General features: G+C 56.0%; 25 protein-coding genes. 22 read left to right on the top strand and 3 right to left on the bottom strand.

Annotated features, from left to right (window positions below; genetic code table 11):
• The 15 genes from WFN87_RS14845 to WFN87_RS14775 all read left to right on the top strand — a co-directional run.
• A partial coding sequence (locus tag WFN87_RS14845) for an IS1 family transposase (RefSeq protein WP_000851394.1) occupies positions 1 to 96 on the top strand: 96 nt, incomplete at its 5' end.
• 50 nt (positions 97 to 146) lie between these two features.
• The gene (locus WFN87_RS14840; RefSeq protein ID WP_336983308.1) at positions 147 to 725 is read left to right on the top strand and encodes a phage baseplate assembly protein V; all 579 of its coding nucleotides are present in this window, start codon (positions 147 to 149) and stop codon (positions 723 to 725) included.
• On the top strand, positions 722 to 1,081 hold the full coding sequence (locus tag WFN87_RS14835; protein ID WP_336983307.1) for a GPW/gp25 family protein: 360 nt from the start codon (positions 722 to 724) through the stop codon (positions 1,079 to 1,081). The genes WFN87_RS14840 and WFN87_RS14835 overlap by 4 nt, the downstream gene beginning before the upstream one ends.
• Positions 1,068 to 1,976, top strand: coding sequence for a baseplate assembly protein (locus WFN87_RS14830; protein WP_336983306.1), 909 nt, complete (start codon positions 1,068 to 1,070; stop codon positions 1,974 to 1,976). Before WFN87_RS14835 ends, WFN87_RS14830 begins: the two co-directional genes overlap by 14 nt.
• Positions 1,969 to 2,574: a phage tail protein I gene (locus WFN87_RS14825; RefSeq protein ID WP_336983305.1), complete on the top strand. Its 606-nt coding sequence runs from the start codon at positions 1,969 to 1,971 to the stop codon at positions 2,572 to 2,574. Before WFN87_RS14830 ends, WFN87_RS14825 begins: the two co-directional genes overlap by 8 nt.
• A complete protein-coding gene (locus WFN87_RS14820) occupies positions 2,571 to 3,884 on the top strand; it encodes a phage tail-collar fiber domain-containing protein (RefSeq protein WP_336983304.1) in 1,314 nt (437 codons plus the stop codon). The genes WFN87_RS14825 and WFN87_RS14820 overlap by 4 nt, the downstream gene beginning before the upstream one ends.
• On the top strand, positions 3,884 to 4,480 hold the full coding sequence (locus tag WFN87_RS14815) for a tail fiber assembly protein (protein ID WP_336983303.1): 597 nt from the start codon (positions 3,884 to 3,886) through the stop codon (positions 4,478 to 4,480). Before WFN87_RS14820 ends, WFN87_RS14815 begins: the two co-directional genes overlap by 1 nt.
• Before the next feature lie 131 nt (positions 4,481 to 4,611).
• Positions 4,612 to 5,784 carry a phage tail sheath protein gene (locus WFN87_RS14810; protein ID WP_336983302.1) on the top strand — a complete coding sequence of 391 codons (1,173 nt, stop codon included), beginning with the start codon at positions 4,612 to 4,614 and terminating at the stop codon, positions 5,782 to 5,784.
• 9 nt (positions 5,785 to 5,793) lie between these two features.
• Positions 5,794 to 6,309, top strand: coding sequence for a phage major tail tube protein (locus tag WFN87_RS14805; protein ID WP_210959258.1), 516 nt, complete (start codon positions 5,794 to 5,796; stop codon positions 6,307 to 6,309).
• A gap of 54 nt (positions 6,310 to 6,363) precedes the next feature.
• A complete protein-coding gene (locus tag WFN87_RS14800) occupies positions 6,364 to 6,666 on the top strand; it encodes a phage tail assembly protein (RefSeq protein ID WP_336983301.1) in 303 nt (100 codons plus the stop codon).
• A 14-nt stretch (positions 6,667 to 6,680) separates the two neighbouring features.
• A complete protein-coding gene (locus tag WFN87_RS14795; protein WP_336983300.1) occupies positions 6,681 to 6,800 on the top strand; it encodes a GpE family phage tail protein in 120 nt (39 codons plus the stop codon).
• Positions 6,793 to 9,603 carry a phage tail tape measure protein gene (locus WFN87_RS14790; protein ID WP_336983299.1) on the top strand — a complete coding sequence of 937 codons (2,811 nt, stop codon included), beginning with the start codon at positions 6,793 to 6,795 and terminating at the stop codon, positions 9,601 to 9,603. The genes WFN87_RS14795 and WFN87_RS14790 overlap by 8 nt, the downstream gene beginning before the upstream one ends.
• Entirely contained in the window at positions 9,600 to 10,085 is a 486-nt protein-coding gene (locus tag WFN87_RS14785) for a phage tail protein (RefSeq protein WP_336983298.1), read from the top strand. The genes WFN87_RS14790 and WFN87_RS14785 overlap by 4 nt, the downstream gene beginning before the upstream one ends.
• Positions 10,082 to 11,179, top strand: a complete 1,098-nt coding sequence (locus WFN87_RS14780; protein ID WP_336983297.1) for a phage late control D family protein — start codon at positions 10,082 to 10,084, stop codon at positions 11,177 to 11,179. The genes WFN87_RS14785 and WFN87_RS14780 overlap by 4 nt, the downstream gene beginning before the upstream one ends.
• 67 nt (positions 11,180 to 11,246) lie before the next feature.
• Positions 11,247 to 11,462 carry an ogr/Delta-like zinc finger family protein gene (locus tag WFN87_RS14775; protein WP_058842448.1) on the top strand — a complete coding sequence of 72 codons (216 nt, stop codon included), beginning with the start codon at positions 11,247 to 11,249 and terminating at the stop codon, positions 11,460 to 11,462.
• A gap of 21 nt (positions 11,463 to 11,483) precedes the next feature.
• Here the strand turns inward: WFN87_RS14775 and WFN87_RS14770 are convergent, their stop codons facing one another.
• Together WFN87_RS14770 and WFN87_RS14765 are read right to left on the bottom strand one after the other, a co-directional pair.
• Positions 11,484 to 12,083 carry a GIY-YIG nuclease family protein gene (locus WFN87_RS14770; protein ID WP_336983296.1) on the bottom strand — a complete coding sequence of 200 codons (600 nt, stop codon included), beginning with the start codon at positions 12,081 to 12,083 and terminating at the stop codon, positions 11,484 to 11,486.
• Positions 12,084 to 12,444: 361 nt separating this feature from the next.
• Positions 12,445 to 14,127 (bottom strand): aspartate:alanine antiporter, encoded by a 1,683-nt coding sequence (locus WFN87_RS14765; RefSeq protein WP_008461047.1) that lies wholly within the window; start codon positions 14,125 to 14,127, stop codon positions 12,445 to 12,447.
• Positions 14,128 to 14,424: 297 nt separating this feature from the next.
• Between WFN87_RS14765 and ybjM the strand changes: the two genes are divergently transcribed.
• Complete coding sequence (gene ybjM, locus WFN87_RS14760) at positions 14,425 to 14,814, top strand: inner membrane protein YbjM (protein WP_166995450.1); 390 nt, start codon at positions 14,425 to 14,427, stop codon at positions 14,812 to 14,814.
• A gap of 26 nt (positions 14,815 to 14,840) precedes the next feature.
• Here ybjM and WFN87_RS14755 read toward each other — a convergent pair whose 3' ends face one another.
• Positions 14,841 to 15,113 (bottom strand): GrxA family glutaredoxin, encoded by a 273-nt coding sequence (locus tag WFN87_RS14755; RefSeq protein WP_008461049.1) that lies wholly within the window; start codon positions 15,111 to 15,113, stop codon positions 14,841 to 14,843.
• A 175-nt stretch (positions 15,114 to 15,288) separates the two neighbouring features.
• Between WFN87_RS14755 and WFN87_RS14750 the strand changes: the two genes are divergently transcribed.
• The 6 genes from WFN87_RS14750 (at position 15,289) to rimK (ending at position 20,502) form a co-directional block, all read left to right on the top strand.
• Complete coding sequence (locus WFN87_RS14750; protein WP_008461051.1) at positions 15,289 to 15,588, top strand: YbjC family protein; 300 nt, start codon at positions 15,289 to 15,291, stop codon at positions 15,586 to 15,588.
• Positions 15,572 to 16,294 (top strand): oxygen-insensitive NADPH nitroreductase, encoded by a 723-nt coding sequence (gene nfsA / locus WFN87_RS14745; RefSeq protein WP_008461053.1) that lies wholly within the window; start codon positions 15,572 to 15,574, stop codon positions 16,292 to 16,294. The genes WFN87_RS14750 and nfsA overlap by 17 nt, the downstream gene beginning before the upstream one ends.
• Positions 16,295 to 16,434: 140 nt before the next feature.
• A complete protein-coding gene (gene xapA, locus WFN87_RS14740; protein WP_166995453.1) occupies positions 16,435 to 17,268 on the top strand; it encodes a xanthosine phosphorylase in 834 nt (277 codons plus the stop codon).
• 28 nt (positions 17,269 to 17,296) lie between these two features.
• Positions 17,297 to 18,553: a nucleoside permease gene (locus WFN87_RS14735; protein ID WP_336983295.1), complete on the top strand. Its 1,257-nt coding sequence runs from the start codon at positions 17,297 to 17,299 to the stop codon at positions 18,551 to 18,553.
• Between the two features lie 65 nt (positions 18,554 to 18,618).
• Entirely contained in the window at positions 18,619 to 19,524 is a 906-nt protein-coding gene (locus tag WFN87_RS14730; RefSeq protein WP_008461056.1) for a LysR family transcriptional regulator, read from the top strand.
• Between the two features lie 75 nt (positions 19,525 to 19,599).
• Entirely contained in the window at positions 19,600 to 20,502 is a 903-nt protein-coding gene (rimK, locus tag WFN87_RS14725) for a 30S ribosomal protein S6--L-glutamate ligase (RefSeq protein WP_336983294.1), read from the top strand.
• Positions 20,503 to 20,538: the final 36 nt, after the last annotated feature.

The following is a 20,538-nucleotide window of genomic DNA, read 5'->3' as shown; positions in this document are numbered from 1 at the left end:
GCACGGCTGGGACGGAAGTCGCTGTCGTTCTCAAAATCGGTGGAGCTGCATGATAAAGTCATCGGGCATTATCTGAACATAAAACACTATCAATAAGTTGGAGTCATTACCAGAAAATCCATTCAGTACGTTTCAAAATTGCACTCATGAACGCACAACTGACCGAAATCATGCGCCTTATCACCAATCTGATCCGCACCGGAACCGTAACGGAGGTGGACCGGGACAACTGGCTGTGCCGGGTGAAAACGGGCGAGCTTGAAACCAACTGGATTAACTGGCTGACCTGCCGGGCTGGCAAGTCCCGCACCTGGTGGAAACCATCTGTGGGGGAGCAGGTGGTGTTGTTCAGCCTGGGCGGCAATCTGGAAACCGCTTTTGCCCTGCCTGCCGTCTACTCAAATCAGTTTCCGCCACCTTCAGACTCTGAGGACGGCAACGTGACGGAATACCCGGATGGTGGCTGGTTTGAATATGAACCTGCCTCCGGGCGCTGGTATGTGCGCGGTATCAAATCCATGGTGATCGAGGCAGCGGATAACGTCACCTTCAAAACCGGAGAGTTTGTGGTGGAGGCTGACACTACCCGCATTAACAGCGAGGTGGTGATCAATGGCGGCGTGACCCAGGGCGGCGGTACAATGAATTCCAACGGGATCGTGGTTGATAAACACGGTCACAAGGGAGTCAAGTCAGGCGGCGATACGTCAGGAGGCCCGGTATGACGATGTATTACGGCATGAACAGCGCCACAGGTAAGGCCATTACCGACACTGAACATCTGCGCCAGTCGGTGAAAGACATTCTCATCACGCCGCAAGGCAGCCGCATTGCCCGCCGGGAATATGGTTCGCTGCTGTCGGCGCTGATTGACCAGCCACAAAATCCGGCCTTGCGCCTGCAGATGATGAGTGCCGTGTATGTGGCGCTGATGCGCTGGGAGCCACGGCTTACTCTGGACGCAATAACCATTAGCAGCAGCTTTGACGGCTCAATGGTCGTTGACCTGACGGGGCGGCGCACTGACGGCACGCCTGTTTCTCTTTCCGTTGCAACAGGAGCACAAAGTGGCAGCCATTGATCTTTCCCAGCTCCCGCCGCCGCAAATCGTGGATGTGCCGGATTTTGAAACCCTGCTTACTGAGCGTAAAGCGTCTTTTGTGGCGTTATATCCGGCGGATCAGCAGGATGCAGTACGGCGCACGCTCGCGCTGGAATCGGAACCTATTACCAAACAGCTGCAGGAGAGCACTTATCGTGAGGTCCTTCTGCGACAGCGCATCAACGAGGCCGCGCTGGCGGTGATGGTGGCTTACTCCAACGGCAACGATCTGGAGCAGCTCGCCGCCAACTGTAACGTGAAGCGTCTGATTGTGACGCCTGCCGATGATAGGGCCGTGCCACCTGTCCCGGCGGTGTACGAGTCTGATGAAGAACTGCGCCCGCGTATCCCGGAAGCCTTTGAAGGGCTGTCTGTCGCCGGGCCAACGGCGGCCTATGAGTTTCACGCTAAAAGCGCAGACGGGCGCGTGGCGGATGCCAGCGCAACCAGCCCGGCCCCGGCGGAGGTGGTGCTTACCGTCCTCAGTCGCGAAGGTGACGGCACTGCAGGGGCAGACCTATTGGCGGTAGTTGATAAGGCGCTCAACAGTGAGAATGTGCGCCCGGTGGCTGACCGTCTGACCGTGCGCAGCGCTGAAATTATCCCGTACAGCGTGGACGCCACGATCTTTATTTATCCGGGGCCGGAAATGGAGCCGGTAATGGCAGAGGCCAAAGCCAGCCTGCAGAAATACATCGCCAGCCAGACACGCCTGGGGCGGGATATTCGCCTGAGTGCAATCTATGCCGCCCTGCATGTTGAGGGGGTGCAGCGCGTTGAGCTGGCCTCCCCACACGGTGATGTGGTGCTGAATAAAACCCAGGCAGCCTCCTGCACGGCGTGGAGTGTGATCAACGGGGGCACCGATGAATAGCCTGTTGCCGTCGGGTTCGTCTGCGCTTGAACGCCGCCTGGCGCAGAGCTGCAGCGGTATTTCCGATCTGCAGGTGTCACTGCGTGACCTGTGGAACCCGGCGGCGTGCCCGGTCAGCTTTCTGCCGTATCTGGCCTGGGCGTTTTCCGTGGACCGCTGGGACGAAAGCTGGGCGGAGAGCGTTAAGCGCCGGGTGGTGCAGGATGCGTTTTATGTCCATCAGCGTAAGGGCACAACCAGCGCCGTGCGCCGTGTGGTGGAGCCGTTCGGTTTCCTGATCCGCATTCTGGAGTGGTGGCAGACCAACGAGGCACCCGGCACATTTCGGCTGGATATTGGCGTGCAGGACCAGGGTATTACAGAGGAAACCTATCTGGAGCTGGAGCGCCTGATCAGTGATGCAAAGCCATGCAGCCGCCATCTGATCGGCATGTCCATTAACCTGCAGACCAGCGGCCCGTATTGGGTGGGGGCCGGGATATATATCGGTGAAGAAATCACAGTGTACCCGTATATCAACGAAACCATTATTTCTGGCGGTGCTCTGTATGAGGGCGGCGCAGTCCATGTTATTGACACAGTGAGAGTGAACCCATGAGCGCAAAATTTTATACCCTGCTGACGGAGATCGGCGCGGCGAAACTGGCAAGCGCCGCCGCGCTCGGTGTACCGCTGAAAATTACCCAGATGGCGGTGGGTGATGGCGGTGGTGTGCTGCCGACACCCAGCGCACAACAGACAAAACTGGTGGCTGAAAAGCGCCGTGCCGATCTCAATATGCTGTACATCGACCCGCAGAATAGCAGCCAGATTATTGCTGAGCAGGTGATCCCCGAAACGGACGGCGGGTGGTGGATTCGTGAGGTTGGTCTGTTCGATGAGACAGGCGCGCTGATTGCGGTCGGTAACTGTCCGGAGAGTTACAAGCCCCAGCTGGCAGAAGGGAGCGGGCGTACGCAGACCGTGCGCATGGTGCTGATCACCAGTAGCACCGATAACATCACCTTGAAAATTGACCCGGCAGTAGTGCTGGCAACCCGCAAATATGTGGATGACAAAGTGCTGGAGCTGCGGGTGTACGTGGATGACCAGATGGCAAAGCACATAGCCGCTGTTGATCCTCATACGCAATATGCACCAAAGGCCAGCCCGACGCTGACCGGAACGCCGAAAGCACCGACGGCAGCGGCAGGGAATAACACCACCCAGCTTGCCACCACGGCATTTGTGCAGGCTGCCATTGCGGCCCTTGTCAATTCCTCTCCCGGTGCGCTGGATACGCTGAATGAACTGGCGGCAGCGCTGGGTAACGATCCCAACTTTGCCACCACCATGACTAATGCGCTTGCGGGGAAAATGGATAAAGCCGCCAACGGCGCTGATATTGCAGATGTTGCCGCATTCCTGAATAACCTGGGGCTGGGTGCCGGTTCCGCTTTGCCTGTTGGTGTGCCGCTCCCGTGGCCTCTGGCGGCAGCGCCTGCCGGATGGCTTAAATGTAACGGGGCGGCGTTTACTGCTTTGCAGTACCCGAAACTGGCCCAGGCGTATCCTGGACTTAAGTTGCCAGATTTGCGCGGTGAGTTTATTCGTGGCTGGGATGACGGGCGCGGAGTTGATTCGTTAAGGGGGATATTGTCAGCACAATCAGGTGACATGGCGTCACATGCCCATATGTGGGGTATCTGGACAGCCAGAGAAAACGATATGTCACTGGACAGCTTTACTGGCACTACGATTTTGAAACAAATCACGCCAGCATCGCCAGTTATTGATTTCGACAATTATCCAATTCCAAATCCCATTATTACGGATGGTGGGATCGTTAATGCCACTACCAGACCGACAGGTGGCACTGAGACGAGACCGCGCAACATCGCATTTAACTATATTGTGAGGGCCGCATAATGCAGAGCGCAGTACTGGAAAATGGGTTTGCCGTCGTGGCAGGTGAGGTCATCGTGTTCAATTATGACGGCATAACGCACGAGTTTTTATCACAGGCGATAGAGTTTTTACCTGTTGGCTTAAGCCTCCCGGCAAACGCCTGTACCGATAAACCTCTGTCAGCTAAAAAGGGTTATGTTGTATGCAGGAACAGCAAGCTGACTGGATGGGAATATCTTGTGGATCATCGTGGTGAAACGGTCTGGAGTACAAAAACGGGAGAGTCTCAGAAAATTACTGCTCCAGGCGATTACCCTGCAGATACCACGCTTTATGAACCAGCTACCCCATACGATAAATGGAACGGTGAGCGCTGGGTGACAGATGAAGCGGCACAGCAGGTGGCGGAAATTGCATCAGCGAACACCACCAAAGCCGCATTAATCAAAAGCGCCAGTGAGCAAATCGAACCCCTGCAGGATGCGGTTGATCTGGATATGGCAACGGAGGCTGAAAAAGCCCGCTTTAATGAGTGGCGAAAATACCGCGTATTGCTGACGCGCGTCGATACCAGCACCGCACCCGCTATTACCTGGCCCGAAGCGCCAGCGGCTTAATTCCCTCCCCGCCACGCGCGGGGATTTTTCTGCCTGTCCATTGTTCCATTCCCCACACAAAGCCCGAAGCGTGCGCCGCGCGCGTATCAATCTGAACATAGACGCACCCCTGTAAACCGGAGAAATGCCTTATGGCTCAGGATTACCACCACGGGGTGCGCGTTGAAGAAATCAACGAGGGCACCCGCACCATTACTACGGTGAGCACCGCCATTGTGGGAATGGTCTGCACCGGGGATGACGCCGATCCGTCTGTGTTCCCCCTCAATAAACCCGTCTTACTGACCGACGTGCTGACCGCCAGCGGAAAAGCGGGCGAGTCCGGCACGCTGGCCCGCTCGTTGGATGCGATTGCCGACCAGGCCAAACCTGTCACCGTGGTTGTCCGCGTGGAGCAGGGCGAAACCGAAGCGGAAACCACCACCAACATCATCGGCGGCGTGACGTCCGACGGTAAAAAAACGGGTATCAAAGCGCTGTTGTCGGCGCAGTCTCAGCTGGGCGTTAAGCCGCGCATCCTCGGCGTACCGGGCCATGATAATCAGGCCGTTGCCACCGAGTTGCTGAGCGTGGCGCAGAGCCTGCGCGGTTTTGCGTACCTGTCCGCATATGGCTGCAAAACCGTGGAAGAAGCGATCACCTACCGTGAGAACTTTAGCCAGCGTGAAGGGATGCTGATCTGGCCTGACTTCATCAACTTTGACACGGTGCTGAAAGCTGATGCCACCGCGTTTGCCACCGCCCGTGCGCTTGGCCTACGCGCCAAAATCGACGAGCAGACCGGATGGCACAAAACCCTGTCTAACGTCGGTGTTAACGGTGTCACCGGTCTGTCTGCGGATGTGTTCTGGGATCTGCAGGACCCGGCAACCGATGCGGGGCTGCTGAACCAGAATGACGTCACCACCCTGATCCGTAAGGATGGCTTCCGCTTTTGGGGTTCCCGCTGCCTCAGTGATGATCCGCTGTTTCAGTTCGAAAGCTACACCCGCACGGCGCAGGTGCTGGCGGACACCATGGCAGAGGCCCACATGTGGGCGGTGGATAAGCCGCTTAACCCGTCACTGGCCCGCGACATTATCGAAGGTATTCGCGCCAAAATGCGCAGCCTGGTGAGCCAGGGCTATCTCATTGGTGGTGACTGCTGGCTGGATGAGGCCGTGAACGATAAGGACACGCTCAAGGCCGGGAAGCTGCTGATTGATTACGACTACACGCCAGTGCCACCGCTGGAAAATCTGCTGCTTCGCCAGCGTATCACTGACAAGTACCTGATGAACTTTGCCAGCCAGGTCAGCGCATAAGGGGGCAACATGGCTTTACCACGTAAGTTAAAACACCTGAACCTGTTCAACGACGGGAACAACTGGCAGGGGATCGTTGAGTCCCTGACCCTGCCGAAATTTACCCGCAAGTTTGAGAAGTATCGCGGCGGCGGCATGGCTGGTGCAGTGGATGTGGACATGGGGCTGGATGACGGCGCGCTGGACACGGAATTTTCCATTGGCGGGATGGAGTCACTGCTGTTTAAGCAATTGGCGAAGACCACCGCCGACGGCGTGCAGCTGCGTTTTACCGCGTCTATTCAGCGTGATGACACCGGGGAAGTGCAGGCCGTAGAGCTGGTTGTGCGCGGGCGTCACAAGGAGATTGATTCCGGTGAGCTGAAAACCGGGGAGAGTAACACCACTAAAGTCAGCAGCACCAACAGCTACGCCAAGCTGACTATTAACGGCGAAGTGCTCTATGAGGTTGACACCATCAACATGGTGGAAATCGTGGACGGCGTGGACCTGATGGAAGCACACCGTCAGGCAATTGGCCTGTAATAACCCTAACGGCGCGGGATTCCGCGCCCTGTTTCCCGATGCAAGGACAAGAACATGAGCGACAAATTACACGAAAAAACTGTGGTGCTGGATACTCCGATCCTGCGCGGTAAAACCGAAATCAACGAGGTGGTGCTGCGTAAACCACAATCCGGTGCGCTGCGTGGTACACGCCTGCAGGCGATCATGGATATGGATGTGAGCGCCATGATGACGGTCATTCCGCGTATCTCTACCCCGACACTCACCGCGCAGGAAATGGCAGAACTGGACCCGGCGGACCTCACCGCAATGTCCGTGGAGGTGGTCACTTTTTTGTTGAAGAAATCGGTGCTTGCCGATTTGCCGACAGCCTGACGGTTGATGACCTGGTGGCAGATATTGCCACCATTTTTCACTGGACGCCGTCCGTCACTGACGTTATGCCGCTGACTGAGGTGCTGGAGTGGCGGCATAAAGCGATCCTGAGAAGCGGGGCCAGTGATGAGTGATAATAACCTGCGCCTGCAGGTGGTACTGAATGCGGTTGATAAACTCACCCGTCCTTTCAAAAGCGCACAAGCCAGCACAAAAGAGCTGGCTGCCGCTGCGCAACAAAGCAAAATCCGACTTAAAGAACTGGACTCACAGGCTGGGCGGATTGATGGTTTCCGCAAAGCCAGCTCTCAGCTGGCAGTCACGGGAACAAACCTCAAAACTGCCCGCGAAGAAGCGGCAAAACTTGCAACACAGTTTGCTGCCACCAATCGACCTACCGCACAGCAAGCCCGTCTTCTGGAGCAGGCCAAAACCCGCGTTAATGAGCTTCAGACCAAGTACAACGGTCTGCGCCAGTCAGTGCAGCTTCAGCGTCAGGCCCTGAAAGAGTCCGGGATTGATACAAAGAAACTCAGCAGCGCGCAGCGGGAACTGCGACAGAATGCTGACGACACCCGGCAGGCACTGGATAAACAGCAGCAATCCCTGAAACGCCTGGGTGAGCAGCAGGCCCGAATGAATGCCGCCCGTGCTGATTATTCCCGCCGTCTGGAAGTACGTGATCGGATTGCCGGAGCCGGAGCTACAACTACCGCCGCCGGGGTGGCAATGGGTGCGCCGGTAATGGCGGCAGTGAAAAGCTACGCCAGCATGGAAGATGCGATGAAAGGCGTGGCAAAGCAGGTTAATGGCCTGCGTGATGACAACGGCAACCGCACCGCCCGGTTTTATGAAATGCAGGACGCCATTAAGGCAGCCAGTGAGCAGCTGCCAATGGAAAACGGCGCGGTGGACTTTGCCGCGCTGGTCGAGGGCGGCGCGCGCATGAACGTGGCAAACCCTAATGACTCATGGGCTGACCAGAAGCGTGACCTGCTGGCCTTCGCTGCCACGGCGGCGAAAGCCTCCACGGCGTTTGAACTCCCTGCAGACGAGCTGTCCGAAAGCTTGGGGAAAATTGCCCAGCTGTATAAAGTCCCGACCCGCAACATTGAGCAGCTGGGCGATGCACTGAACTACCTGGACGATAACGCCATGTCACAGGGCGGGGATATTATCGACGTCCTGCAGCGCATGGGTGGGGTGGCTGACCGCCTGGATTACCGCAAGGCGGCGGCGCTGGGCTCCACGTTCCTTTCTCTGGGTACTGCGCCAGAAGTGGCAGCCAGTGCCGCAAATGCCATGGTGCGCGAACTGTCGATTGCCACCATGCAGAGCAAAAGCTTTTTTGCTGGCATGGATTTGCTGAAGCTGAATCCGGCGCAGATTGAAAAGGAAATGACCCAGGATGCGATGGGCACTATTCAGCGCGTGCTGGAGAAGGTGAACAACCTGCCAAAAGACAAGCGCCTGGGCGCGATGACGATGATTTTTGGCAAGGAGTTTGGTGATGATGCGGCGAAGCTGGCTAATAACCTGCCGGAGCTGCAGCGCCAGCTCAAGCTTACGTCCGGTAGTGACGCGGCTGGCTCCATGCAGAAAGAATCCGACATCAATAAAGATTCCCTGTCCGCGCAGTGGCTGCTGGTTAAAACCGGGGCTCAAAACACCTTCAGCAGCCTGGGGGAAACGCTGCGCGATCCGCTGATGGCGATCATGAACACGGTGAAGCAGGTGACGGGCTCCTTCCGCCGCTGGATTGAGGAAAATCCAAAGCTGGCTGGTGCTTTGCTGAAAGTAGTGGCAGCGCTGGCGTCGATTGCGGTGGTGCTGGGCACAGTAATGTTGGCAGTGTCCGCTGTGCTGGGGCCGCTGGCGCTGATGCGCCTACAGTTTTCAATTTTGGGCATTAAAGGTGGCAGTGCGTTCGGGTTGATCACTAAAGCCATCGGCGGCGTCGGCAAGGGGATCATGTGGCTGGGGCGTCTTATGTTCGCAAACCCTATCCTGGCAGTGATTGGCCTGATTGGCCTGATTGCCATGGGAGCCATCCTCATCTGGCAGAACTGGGACACGCTGGGGCCGAAGTTCAAAGCCATGTGGGATGCGGTTTGTGCTGCCACGGATGCGGCCTGGGCCTGGATTAAGCAGGCAGTGAGCGCCGCCTGGGAGGGTATCAAGTTTCTGTTCTTCAACTTTACCCTACCGGGCCTGATTGCGAAAAACTGGGACGCTATTAAGGCCGGAGCATCTGAAGCGTGGGCCGTTGTCCGGCAGACCATCAGCGATAAATGGGCAGCTATTCTGGCAGATGTTGCCGCGCTCCCTGCTAAGTTCCAGGAGATGGGCAGCGCTATCATTGACAGTATTCTGAACGGCATCAATGCGAAGTGGGAGACACTAAAAAGCAAGCTGACCTCCGTCACGGATTATCTGCCTGACTGGATGACCGGAAATAATAAAGCACCGGGTAAAACGCAGGTGCAGGTTGTTGGTGGCGCTGTTGCTGCAGGCATGCCTTTTGCCGGAATGTATGACAGCGGCGGGATCATTCCACGCGGTCAGTTTGGCATTGTCGGGGAAAATGGACCGGAGATTGTTAACGGCCCGGTGAATGTGACCAGCCGCAGGCGCACAGCGGCGCTGGCGTCTGTGGTTGCAGGGATGATGGGCACCGCAGCAGTGCCTGCAGAGGCTGTGCCGCTTCACCCTATGAGTCTGCCTGCAGCGACTTATCGCGCACCGCAGGAGAAAACTGCAAACCAGCCGCCTGCAGTGCGCTACGAAATCAATGCGCCGATCCATATTGTCGCCCAGCCGGGCCAAAGCGCGCAGGACATTGCCCGCGAGGTGGCAAGGCAACTGGACGAACGGGAACGCCGCGCCAGGGCGAAAGCCCGCAGCAGCTACAGTGACCAGGGGGGATATGACTCATGATGATGGTGCTGGGGTTATACGTTTTTCAGCTGCGCACCGTGCCTTATCAGGAGCTGCAGTATCAGCGCAACTGGCGGCACGCCACCAACAGCCGGGTGAGCCGTCGCCCGTCCACGCAGTTTCTGGGGCCTGACAATGATTCGCTGACGCTTTCCGGCGTCCTGCTGCCTGAAATCACGGGCGGCAGACTGTCCCTGCTGGCACTGGAGCAGATGGCGGAGCTGGGCAAGGCGTGGCCCCTGATTGAGGGCAGCGGTACGATTTACGGCATGTTTGTGATCGAGAGCCTGAGCCAGACCAAAACGGAGTTTTTCGCCGGAGGGCAAGCGCGCCGGATTGAGTTTTCACTGACCCTCAAACGGGCGGATGAGTCCCTGTCTGAAATGTTCGGCAGTCTCAGCGACCAGCTCAGTAACCTGCAGGACTCCGCCGCCTCAGCTATTGGCAATATCACCTCTACGGTGGGAGGGTTGCTGCAATGAATATCGGCTCTGATTTGCTTAACCTCAGCGGCAAAGCACCGGGTTTCAGCATTGTGATTGAAGGTAAGAACGTGACGGAGGTTCTGGACAAGCGTCTGATGAGCCTCACTCTGACGGATAACCGGGGCTTTGATGCTGACCAGCTCGATCTGGAACTGGACGATGCAGACGGGCAGATTGTGCTGCCCCGGCGCGGGGCTGTTATCACGCTGGCGCTGGGCTGGAAAGGGCAGCCACTTTTCCCAAAGGGCAGTTTTACCGTGGATGAGATTGAACACGCTGGCACACCGGACAGACTGACCATCCGTGCCCGCAGTGCCGACTTCCGGGAAACCCTGAACACCAGGCGGGAAAAGTCGTGGCATCAGACAACGGTGGGTGATGTGGTGAAAGATATTGCCACCCGTCACAACCTGACAATGGCCCTGGGCAAGGACCTGACCAATAAGCCACTGGATCACTTGGACCAGACCAACGAAAGCGATGCAAGTTTCCTGATGAAGCTGGCCCGGCAGTATGGTGCTATTGCATCAGTGAAGGACGGTAATCTGTTGTTTATCCGCCAGGGGCAGGGCAGAGCTGCCAGCGGAAAGCCTCTGCCGGTAATCACCATCACCCGCAAGGCCGGAGACAGTCACCGTTTCAGCCTGGCTGATCGTGGAGCTTATACGGGCGTGATTGCCAGCTGGCTACATACGCGGGAGCCAGCAAAGAAGGAAAGCACAAGCGTTAAGCGCCGGAAGAAAACCATGACAGCAAAGGAGCCTGAGGCAAAGCAGGGAGATTATCTGGTCGGGACGGATGAAAACGTGCTGGTACTGAACCGAACCTACGCCAACCGGGCCAACGCAGAACGCGCCGCCAAAATGCAGTGGGAACGCCTGCAGCGTGGTGTGGCGTCATTCTCCCTGCAATTAGCAGAGGGCCGGGCCGATCTCTACACGGAAATGCCCGTGAAGGTGAGCGGCTTCAAGCAGCCCATTGATGAAGCGGAATGGACGATCACCACGCTCACGCATACGGTAAGTGCTGACAGTGGTTTCACGACCGGCATTGAATTCGAAGTGAAAATAGATGATTTCGAAATGGAATGATTAGTTCAAAATTGCGAACAATGATGTATCATTATTGCGAACTGGTTAATAATGAGGGCTGATTATAATGATGAATTGTCCTATGTGCGGTCAGGCTGCACATACCCGCAGTAGCTTTCAGGTTTCCAACGAAACCAAAGAGCGATACAACCAGTGCACAAACATTGAATGTGGGCACACCTTCGTAACGCATGAAACCTTTGTGCGTTCTGTGTGCCGCCCGCAGAAGATTAGCGCCGCTCCACCTCATCCAAAAGGTATGCAGGAACAATTTGCTTACTGACCTTGAACGGACGGCGCGGGTTTATTGCGCCGTTAATCGTCTTCTCAAACCCCGCTCATCTGCAATATCCATCAATCGTGCCTCAGCTGCAGCCTGACTCCGCATTCCCGATAACGTGGGTTTGAACTTGTGGATATTCCCCTGAATATTTAAAGGTAAGGGAATGGATGCGATCAATTTATCCTCAAGCTCCCACGGAGCTTCTGCAGGTATCCAATGAACCCTGGCGTTTTGCTCCATCCAAAGGTCCAGCCACTGCTCGCCTGGATGCGTGAATGTCATTCTGGAACCAGAACCTACCCGACGCAGGGGAAAGCTACTTTCTCCACTAAGTAATACACCAAGCGTGCGGCGTAGGGTTGAGCCTGCAGCATTGCCGCTGTAATGCGTTCTGATACGCTGCCTTAGATTTGAACGGCTGTTGGGCTTCCCACGCTTGTCAGGTGAAATGCCGACGTAGAGGAGCGTATAGCCTTCTGCCGTGATGCAGCCTTCTGTTGGTACCCCAGGAGGGATCTTTTTGAACCACCAAAAGTAAACACCGTTCACTGCAGGGACAGGTGTTGGCTTGCTCATGACTTCCATTCGGCTGTAGGTCTTTTCAGGATAAAAATCGAACATGCGGCATTCCTTGCTAACTGTTTACTCACTTTTATTCGTTTGAGGCCGGGAATCGATGATTTTCAGAGATGGAGAGAGCGAAAAAAATCAGGAAGGGAACTTCAGGAAGGGCATCAGGTTTTTGCTCTGCCGCCATTTTGTCGCCACCCAGCTAAAGGGGGCTATATAAGTGGTTGATTAAGAAGGGTGGGAAATTCAGGCAACAAAAAACCCATCAACCTTGAACCGAAAGCGGCGGGGTTGATGGGCTCCACAAATTGGGGACATCAAAGAAAAGCAGTGGCACTAATTCAGACTGACGTCCCGAAAGAAAGTTCGCTCAGACATAAAAAAAAGTATTTTTCTTTGTCTGTGGTTGCGATCACAAACCTGGCCATATCACGACAATTAATGTACCGGCCAGTGTTAACAACACGTTAGCGATGGCATAGGTGCCGGCGTACCCCAGCGCAGGAATGTTGCTGCGGGCGGTGTCGCTGATGATTTCCATCGCTGGCGCACAGGTTCTTGCCCCCATCATCGCGCCAAACAGCAGGGCGCGGTTCATTCGCAGCACATAGGCGCCGAACAGGAAGCAGATAATCACCGGCACCAGGCTCACGATAAGCCCGGAAATCAGCATCTGGCCGCCTACCGCACCGAGGCCGTTGCTGATGCCACTGCCGGCGCTCAGGCCAACCCCCGCCATAAACACCATCAGGCCGAACTCTTTCACCATATTTAGCGCCCCCTGCGGAATGTAGCCGAAGGTGGGGTGGTTGGCGCGCAGGAAGCCAAGCATGATGCCCGCAAACAACAGGCCAGCGGCGTTCCCGATGCCGAAGCTGAACGAGCTGAACTGGAAGGTGACCATGCCCACCATCAGGCCAATAACAAAGAAGGCGCAGAAGGCCAGCAGGTCGGTTATCTGGCTGTGAATGGAGATAAAGCCGATGCGCTCGGCAACGGTTTTCACGCGTCTGGCATCGCCGCTGACCTGCAGGACATCGCCTTTGTTCAGCACGATATTGTCGTCTATGGGCATTTCAATCTGGCTGCGGATTACGCGGTTCAGGAAGCAGCCGTGGTCGGTGAGCTTGAGCTGCGCCAGGCGACGGCCCACGGCATTGTGGTTTTTCACCACAATTTCTTCGGTGACGATGCGCATGTCCAGCAGATCGCGATCGAAAACCTCTTTGCCGTTTCTGAAGCTTGGGTCGAGGCGCGAGTGAGAATCCGGGTAGCCCACCAGCGAGATTTCATCGCCCATTTGCAGCACGGCATCGCCGTCCGGGTTAGCCAGAATGCCGTTGCGGCGAATACGTTCGATGTAGCAGCCGGTCTGGCGATAAATACCCAGTTCGCGCAGATTTTTACCATCGGCCCAGGCAACCAGCTCAGGCCCGACGCGATAGGCGCGGATCACCGGGAGATAAACTTTGCGGCTCGCGTCGGTATCCAGACCGCGCTCGCGGGCAATTTGCTGGGCGCTGGTCTGCAGATCCTGATGCTGCAGCTTCGGCAAATAGCGAGCCCCCACGATCAGGCTGACCAGGCCAATCAGGTAGGTCAGGGCATAGCCGAGGCTCAGGTTATCCAGCGAGGTCGCAAGCTGCGCGGCGGGGATGCTTGAATGGCGCAGGGTATCGCCCGCGCCGACCAGCACGGGCGTGGAGGTCATGGCGCCGGCGAGCATACCGGCCGTCAGGCCAATGTCCCAGCCAAACAGTTTGCCCAGCCCCAGCGCAATCAGCAGGGCGCTGCCAACCATCACCAGGGCCAGCATCAGATAATTTTTGCCGTCGCGGAAGAAAATAGAAAAAAAGTTTGGCCCGGCTTCGACGCCTACGCAGAAAATGAACAGCATAAAACCCAGATTTAGCGCGTCGGTATTGATCGAGAAATGCTGTTGCCCGAGTAATAAAGAGACCACTAAAACACCAATGGAATTACCCAGTTGCACCGGACCGAGGCGTAATTTCCCCAGGCAAAGTCCGAGCGTTAGTACAACAAATAACAAAAGGATGTAATTCCCGTTTAACAAATCTGCGACGTTTATATTCACGAAGGCTAACTTCTTGTTTACCAGTAAGCTGTTGAAAGAGATAGAGTTATGCGCTAAGGTTTTGACGGTTCCGTCAGCGACGACCGGCAAATTATCACGCATATAAATATCTCACGCGACGACCGAATTTCTGCCGCTAGTTTAATCTTTCTCTGTATCAGCGGCTAGTAAGAATATTGTGCTAAATGTGGCAATGCTTTATCGGCACGGATGGCCAGGCATTATCAAATCGGGTAAAGACGCTGCTGAATTTTCCGGCAGGGTATTTTCGAGCAAAAGCAGATGTCAGGAGGTAAAATGCACAGACGTGCGCAAAAGTGGTTAGGAATTACCTGCTGCTTCGTGCTCTTTATTCTGGTTTTTCTTTCTCTGCGCCTGAACGTGATGGGGCGGTTTATTGCCACCGGGCACTATGAGCTTGGGCTGCTGTTTTTCCTTCTCCCGGGTGCTGTGGCCAGCTTCTTTTCCCAAGGCGATCGAGTGGTCAAACCGCTGGTGGGAGCGATGCTTGCTTCGCCGTTCTGCCTGTTGATTGCCCACCTGTTTTTCCCCGTCACACGCTCGTTCTGGCAAGAAATGGCCTGGCTACTGAGCGCTGTCTTCTGGTCGTCCCTCGGTTCGCTGTGTTATCTGCTATTTTTTATGTGTAAGAACCGGAGTCGCGCGCATAAAAAAACCGACTACTGAGAGTCGGTTTTCTGCATTCGTAAAGTTTACTGCGCGGTCTGGAACAGGTTCAGATGTTCTTTCGCGTAAGCTTCAAAATCGGTGCAGCCACCAATGTGCTTCTGATCCAGGAAGATCTGCGGCACGGTTTCAACCGGTTTACCCACGGTTTTTTCCAGGTCAGCTTTGGTGATGCCTTCTGCGTGGATGTCAACATAGCGGAAGTTGAAGTCATCACGCTCGGCGGTCAGTTTCTCAGCCAGTTCTTTAGCGCGAACACAATATGGGCAGCCAGGGCGTCCAAAAATTACTGCAAACATGCTCTCTCCTCAGTTTTTATGGCCGATACGAACCGGCGAATGCGCTTATAATGCCGATATCCGTCACATTTTTAAAGAAGGTCGTGCCTGTTAGTTCGATGCCCGTAGGCTATCTCCTTTCAGTGGGAGGGGCGCGGACTCGATGATAGCTGGCCTGAACACAGGAGGTGCCGCTATGCGCGCGGTCGGATCGTTACCCAAATCGGTGATTGTGCTGGAGGCGGTGGGGATAGGTTTTTTGGCACTCGCTTTTCTCTCGCTGCAGGGATACCTGACGCTGCCCGCACCTGTGGCCACTGCAACGGCGGCCATAGTCATGGTATTTATTGGCCTTGGGCTGATGCTGCCGGCGGCAATCATCATGACGTGGCATATTGCTAAACGTCTTGCCCCGCAGCTGATGCAGCCTGATTCTGCTTCAAAACTCTCTGATATAAAAAAGCCAAAGGAAAATCGCGATGACGCCGACCATTGATCTGCTTCGTTCCCACCGTTCCATTCGTCATTTTACCGGGGAACCTATTACCGACGAGCAGCGCGAAGCCATTATTGCCAGTGCACAGGCAGCTTCTACTTCCAGCTTCCTTCAGTGCAGTTCAATCATTCGCATCACGGATAAAGCGCTGCGCGAGCAGCTGGTGCCGCTGACCGGCGGGCAAAAGCATGTGGCGGAAGCCGCTGAGTTTTGGGTGTTCTGCGCCGACTTTAACCGCAATCTTCAAATCTGCCCGGACGCCCAGCTTGGGCTGGCGGAACAACTGCTGCTTGGTGCGGTCGATACCGCGATTCTGGCGCAGAATGCGTTTACCGCCGCAGAATCGCTGGGGTTGGGCGGGGTCTATATTGGCGGCATCCGCAACAACATTGAAGCGGTGGGAGAGCTGTTGGGCGTGCCGAAATACGTGTTACCGCTGTTTGGCCTTTGCCTGGGCTGGCCTGCTGCCACGCCGGATATCAAGCCGCGTATGCCCGCTGCGATGCTGGTGCATGAAAACCGCTATCAGCCGCTGAACAGGCCGCTGCTGGACGAGTACGACGAGCAGCTGGCGCAGTATTATTTGAGCCGGGACAGCAATACACGGCGCGACACCTGGAGCGACCACATCAGCCGTACCATCATTAAAGAAAGCCGGCCTTTCATTCTGGATTACCTGCACAAGCAGGGCTGGGCGACACGCTAATTCACGCGGCTGCCAGGCCATCAAATCGGCGATCGATACATTTTCAGTATTAATCGTGGCCTCAAACGGTATTGGTTTCATCCGTCGGTGAGTCGTTATAACTGCTGAAGTTATAACGACAATCTGACAAGGAACCTTCTATGCCAACCTCTGCTTTTGATAATTCGCCTTTCTACGCCGCCGACATTATTCGCGCCCGCATTAACGGTCTGGTACCCCGCATCGCTTTTATTCTGGGCTCCGGGCTGGGGGAGCTGGCGGAAAAAATCGACTCCCCTGTAACATTTTCCTACGAAGATCTGCCCGGGTTCCCCGTCAGCACCGTCCACGGCCATGCGGGCGAACTGGTCGTCGGCACGCTGGCTGGCGTGCCTGTAGCCTGTATGAAAGGGCGGGGGCACTTTTATGAAGGGCGTGGAATGTCGGTGATGACCAGCGCAATTCGCACTTTTAAGCTACTGGGATGCGAAATACTGTTTTCTACCAACGCCGCCGGTTCTCTGCGCCCGGAAGTGGAACCTGGAAGCCTGGTGGCACTCAGCGATCATATTAATACTATGCCGGGCACGCCGACCGTTGGGCCAAATGATGAGCGGTTTGGTGAGCGCTTTTTCTCGCTGGCAAACGCCTATGATGCCGACTATCGCGCTGTACTCCAACAGGTTGCACATGAGCAGGGGTTCCCGCTGCACGAGGGAGTATTTGTTTCTTATCCAGGGCCAAACTTCGAAACCGCAGCGGAAATTCGCATGATGCAAATCATTGGCGGCCACGTAGTGGGGATGTCGGTTGTGCCGGAGGTGATCAGCGCCCGCCATTGCGGCCTGAAGGTGGTTGCCGTCTCGGCGATTACCAACCTTGCCGAAGGGCTGGGGAGTATTCAGCTTTCCCATGAACAGACGCTGAAAGCTGCTGCGCTGTCGCGGCAGAACTTCATTAACCTGATTTGCGGCTTCCTCGGCAAACTGGCCTGATCCTCACTGAGCAAGGCAGGGAAAACAGATGGCGATTAAACTCCGCTTAAAAATCATGCTGTTTTTACAGTACTTCATCTGGGGGGCGTGGCTGGTCACTTTGGGATCTTACATGATCAATACGCTCGGCTTTAAGGGGGCAGATGTTGGCATGGTTTACAGTACCAAAGGGCTTGCGGCGCTGCTGATGCCGGGTCTTATCGGCATTGTGGCCGATAAATGGCTCCCGGCCAATCGGGTGTACTCTCTCTGCCATCTGGTGGGGGCGGGGATGCTGGTCTGGGCGGCCAGCATCGACCAGCCGGGGTTGATGTTTTGGGCAATGCTGGGTAATGCCCTGGCCTTTATGCCGACCATTGCGCTGTCCAATACGGTGTCTTACGCCTGCCTGGAAAAAAACGGACTGGATACGGTGACGCATTTCCCGCCTGTGAGGGTGTTCGGTACCGTGGGCTTTATTGCGGCGATGTGGACCGTTAGCCTGATGCGCATAGAGCTGAGCAGCATGCAGCTCTATATTGCCGCAGGGGCTTCCGGTCTGCTGGCGCTGTATGCGCTCACATTGCCGACTATCCCGGTGATAAAAAGCCAGGCCACGCGCAGCTGGGTGAGCCGCCTGGGGCTGGACGCGTTTGTGCTGTTCAAAAAGCCACAAATGGCGGTTTTTTTCCTGTTCGCCATGCTGCTTGGGGCGGTGCTGCAAATCACCAATACTTTCGGTAACCCTTTCCTGCATGATTTTGCCCGTCAGCCTGAGTTTGCCAGCAGCTTTGTGGTGCAGTATCCCTCGATTTTGCTGTCCGTCTCGCAGATGTCGGAAGTGGTCTTTATTTTGACGATCCCTTTCTTCCTGCGGCGTTTTGGCATTAAACAGGTCATGCTGATGAGCATGGTCGCCTGGGTGCTGCGCTTTGCGCTGTTCGCCTGGGGCGATCCTTCTGTCTTTGGTTTTGTGCTGCTGTTGCTGTCGATGGTGGTGTACGGCTGCGCCTTTGATTTCTTTAATATCTCCGGCTCCGTGTTTGTTGAGCAAGAGGTGGAGTCACGTATTCGCGCCAGCGCTCAAGGGCTGTTTATGACGATGGTGAACGGGGTTGGGGCGTATTTCGGGGCGATTGTCAGCGGTTATGTGGTGGATTATTTCACCACCGATGGCACCAAAGACTGGCCGACTATCTGGCTGGTTTTTGCTGGCTATGCGCTGGTGCTTGCCGTCGTCTTCCACTTTAGCTTCCACTATCACCACCGCCAGCAGAGTGATTCTTCGGCATCGCTCGCACATTAAGGCTCCTGGCCTTACAGCGAGCGTAAGCGATGGTAATTTATGAGGCTTGCCACTCAGGGAGCCTCATGAATACATCTCAGCGTATCTATCGCACCGATCTTAAGCTGCTGCGCTATTTTCAGGCCGTAGCCGAGGAACTGCACTTTGGCCGGGCCGCCGCGCGGCTGAACATGTCGCAGCCTCCCCTGAGCTTTCATATCAAAGAACTGGAAGCTCAGCTGGGGACGGTACTGTTTATCCGCCATTCCCGGCACGTGGCGCTGACTCACGCAGGCGAAGTCCTGCTGGAAGAGACAAAACAGCTGCTGAACAACGCAAGCCTTGCGCTGGCCAGGGTTGAGCAGATTGGCCGTGGTGAAGGCGGTCGAATTCAGCTAGGGATTGTTGGCACCGCCATTTGGGGTGGGCTGCGGCTTGGGCTACAGCGGTTTATTGCTGACTATCCCGCCATTGATGTGACCTTCCGCGAAAAGTCCCCGGGGGATCAGCTTGCTTTGCTTGAACGTCACGAGATTGATGCCGGGATCTGGCGGATGGAAACCAGCCCGCCCGGTGGCCTTAAGAGCGAAAAGCTGCATGAGGCGACATTTATGGTCGCGCTGCCGGAGCAGCACCCGCTAGCCCGGCAGCAAACGGTGGACATTACCCAACTGCGGCATGAAGCGTTCGTGACGATGACCGCCATTCACTCTGACTGGACTTTCCTGCAACGTGTTTGCCGTGAAGCTGGTTTTACCCCGAGGGTTGTCCGTGAGGCGGTGGAGCCGCAAACCGTCCTGGCGCTGGTGAGCATTGGTTTCGGGCTAACCATCATCGCCGACAGCTACGCACAGATGAACTGGCCTGGCGTGGTGTTTCGCCCCCCGGCGAGGCCGATACCCGCCGACCTGTATGCCGTTTTTGATCCCGTCCATCTCACCTCGACCACAAAGCAATTAATTGAGGCACTTAAGATGTCTCCCACCGATTAGTCCGTCGTTGAAAGGTGAAGGCAGTGGTATGATTAGCGGGCGGTTAATTTTGGTCTGGTTGCTCAGAGGTGCAGGTTGAAAATCGCTATTTTATCCCGGGATGGAACGCTCTACTCATGCAAGCGCCTGCGCGAGGCGGCAACGCGTCGTGGTCATCAGGTGGAGATCATTGATCCCCTTTCTTGTTATATGAACATTAATCCGGCCGCGCCTTCCGTGCATTACAAGGGGCGTCAACTGCCGCATTATGACGCGATTATCCCGCGTATTGGCTCGGCTATCACCTTTTACGGCACGGCGGTGCTGCGCCAGTTCGAAATGCTGGGAAGCTATCCGCTGAATGAGTCGGTGGCGATCACCCGCGCGCGGGACAAGCTGCGCTCGCTGCAATTGCTGGCGAAGCAGGGGATTGATTTGCCGGTGACGGGGTTTGCCCACTCGCCGGACGACACCAGCGATCTTATTGATATGGTGGGTGGCGCGCCGCTGGTGGTGAAGCTCGTTGAAGGTACGCAAGGAATTGGCGTTGTGCTGGCTGAAACGCGGCAGGCGGCGGAAAGCGTGATTGATGCGTTTCGCGGTCTTAACGCCCATATTCTGGTGCAGGAATACATCAAAGAAGCGAAGGGCAGAGATATTCGCTGTCTGGTGGTGGGGGATGAGGTTGTGGCCGCCATTGAACGGCAGGCCAAGCCCGGCGATTTCCGCTCAAACCTGCACCGTGGCGGCGTCGCGCATCAGGTCACAATTACCGACCTTGAGCGAGAAGTGGCGCTAAAAGCGGCCAGCACGCTGGGGCTGGATATTGCCGGGGTGGACATTTTACGCGCCGAACGCGGGCCGCTGGTGATGGAAGTGAACGCCTCGCCGGGGCTGGAAGGCATTGAAAACACGAGCGGGGTCGATATCGCCGGGCTGATGATCAAATGGATAGAGCGGCAGGCCCGCCCTGGGTACTGTCTTAAAACCGGGGGATAATTACCAAATCGGCGCTAATGCATAGTATGACGTGTC

Source organism: Cedecea sp. AS113 (genome assembly GCF_037152415.1).
Taxonomy (GTDB): Bacteria; Pseudomonadota; Gammaproteobacteria; order Enterobacterales; family Enterobacteriaceae; genus Cedecea.
This window is presented reverse-complemented; position numbering and strand designations above follow the sequence as displayed.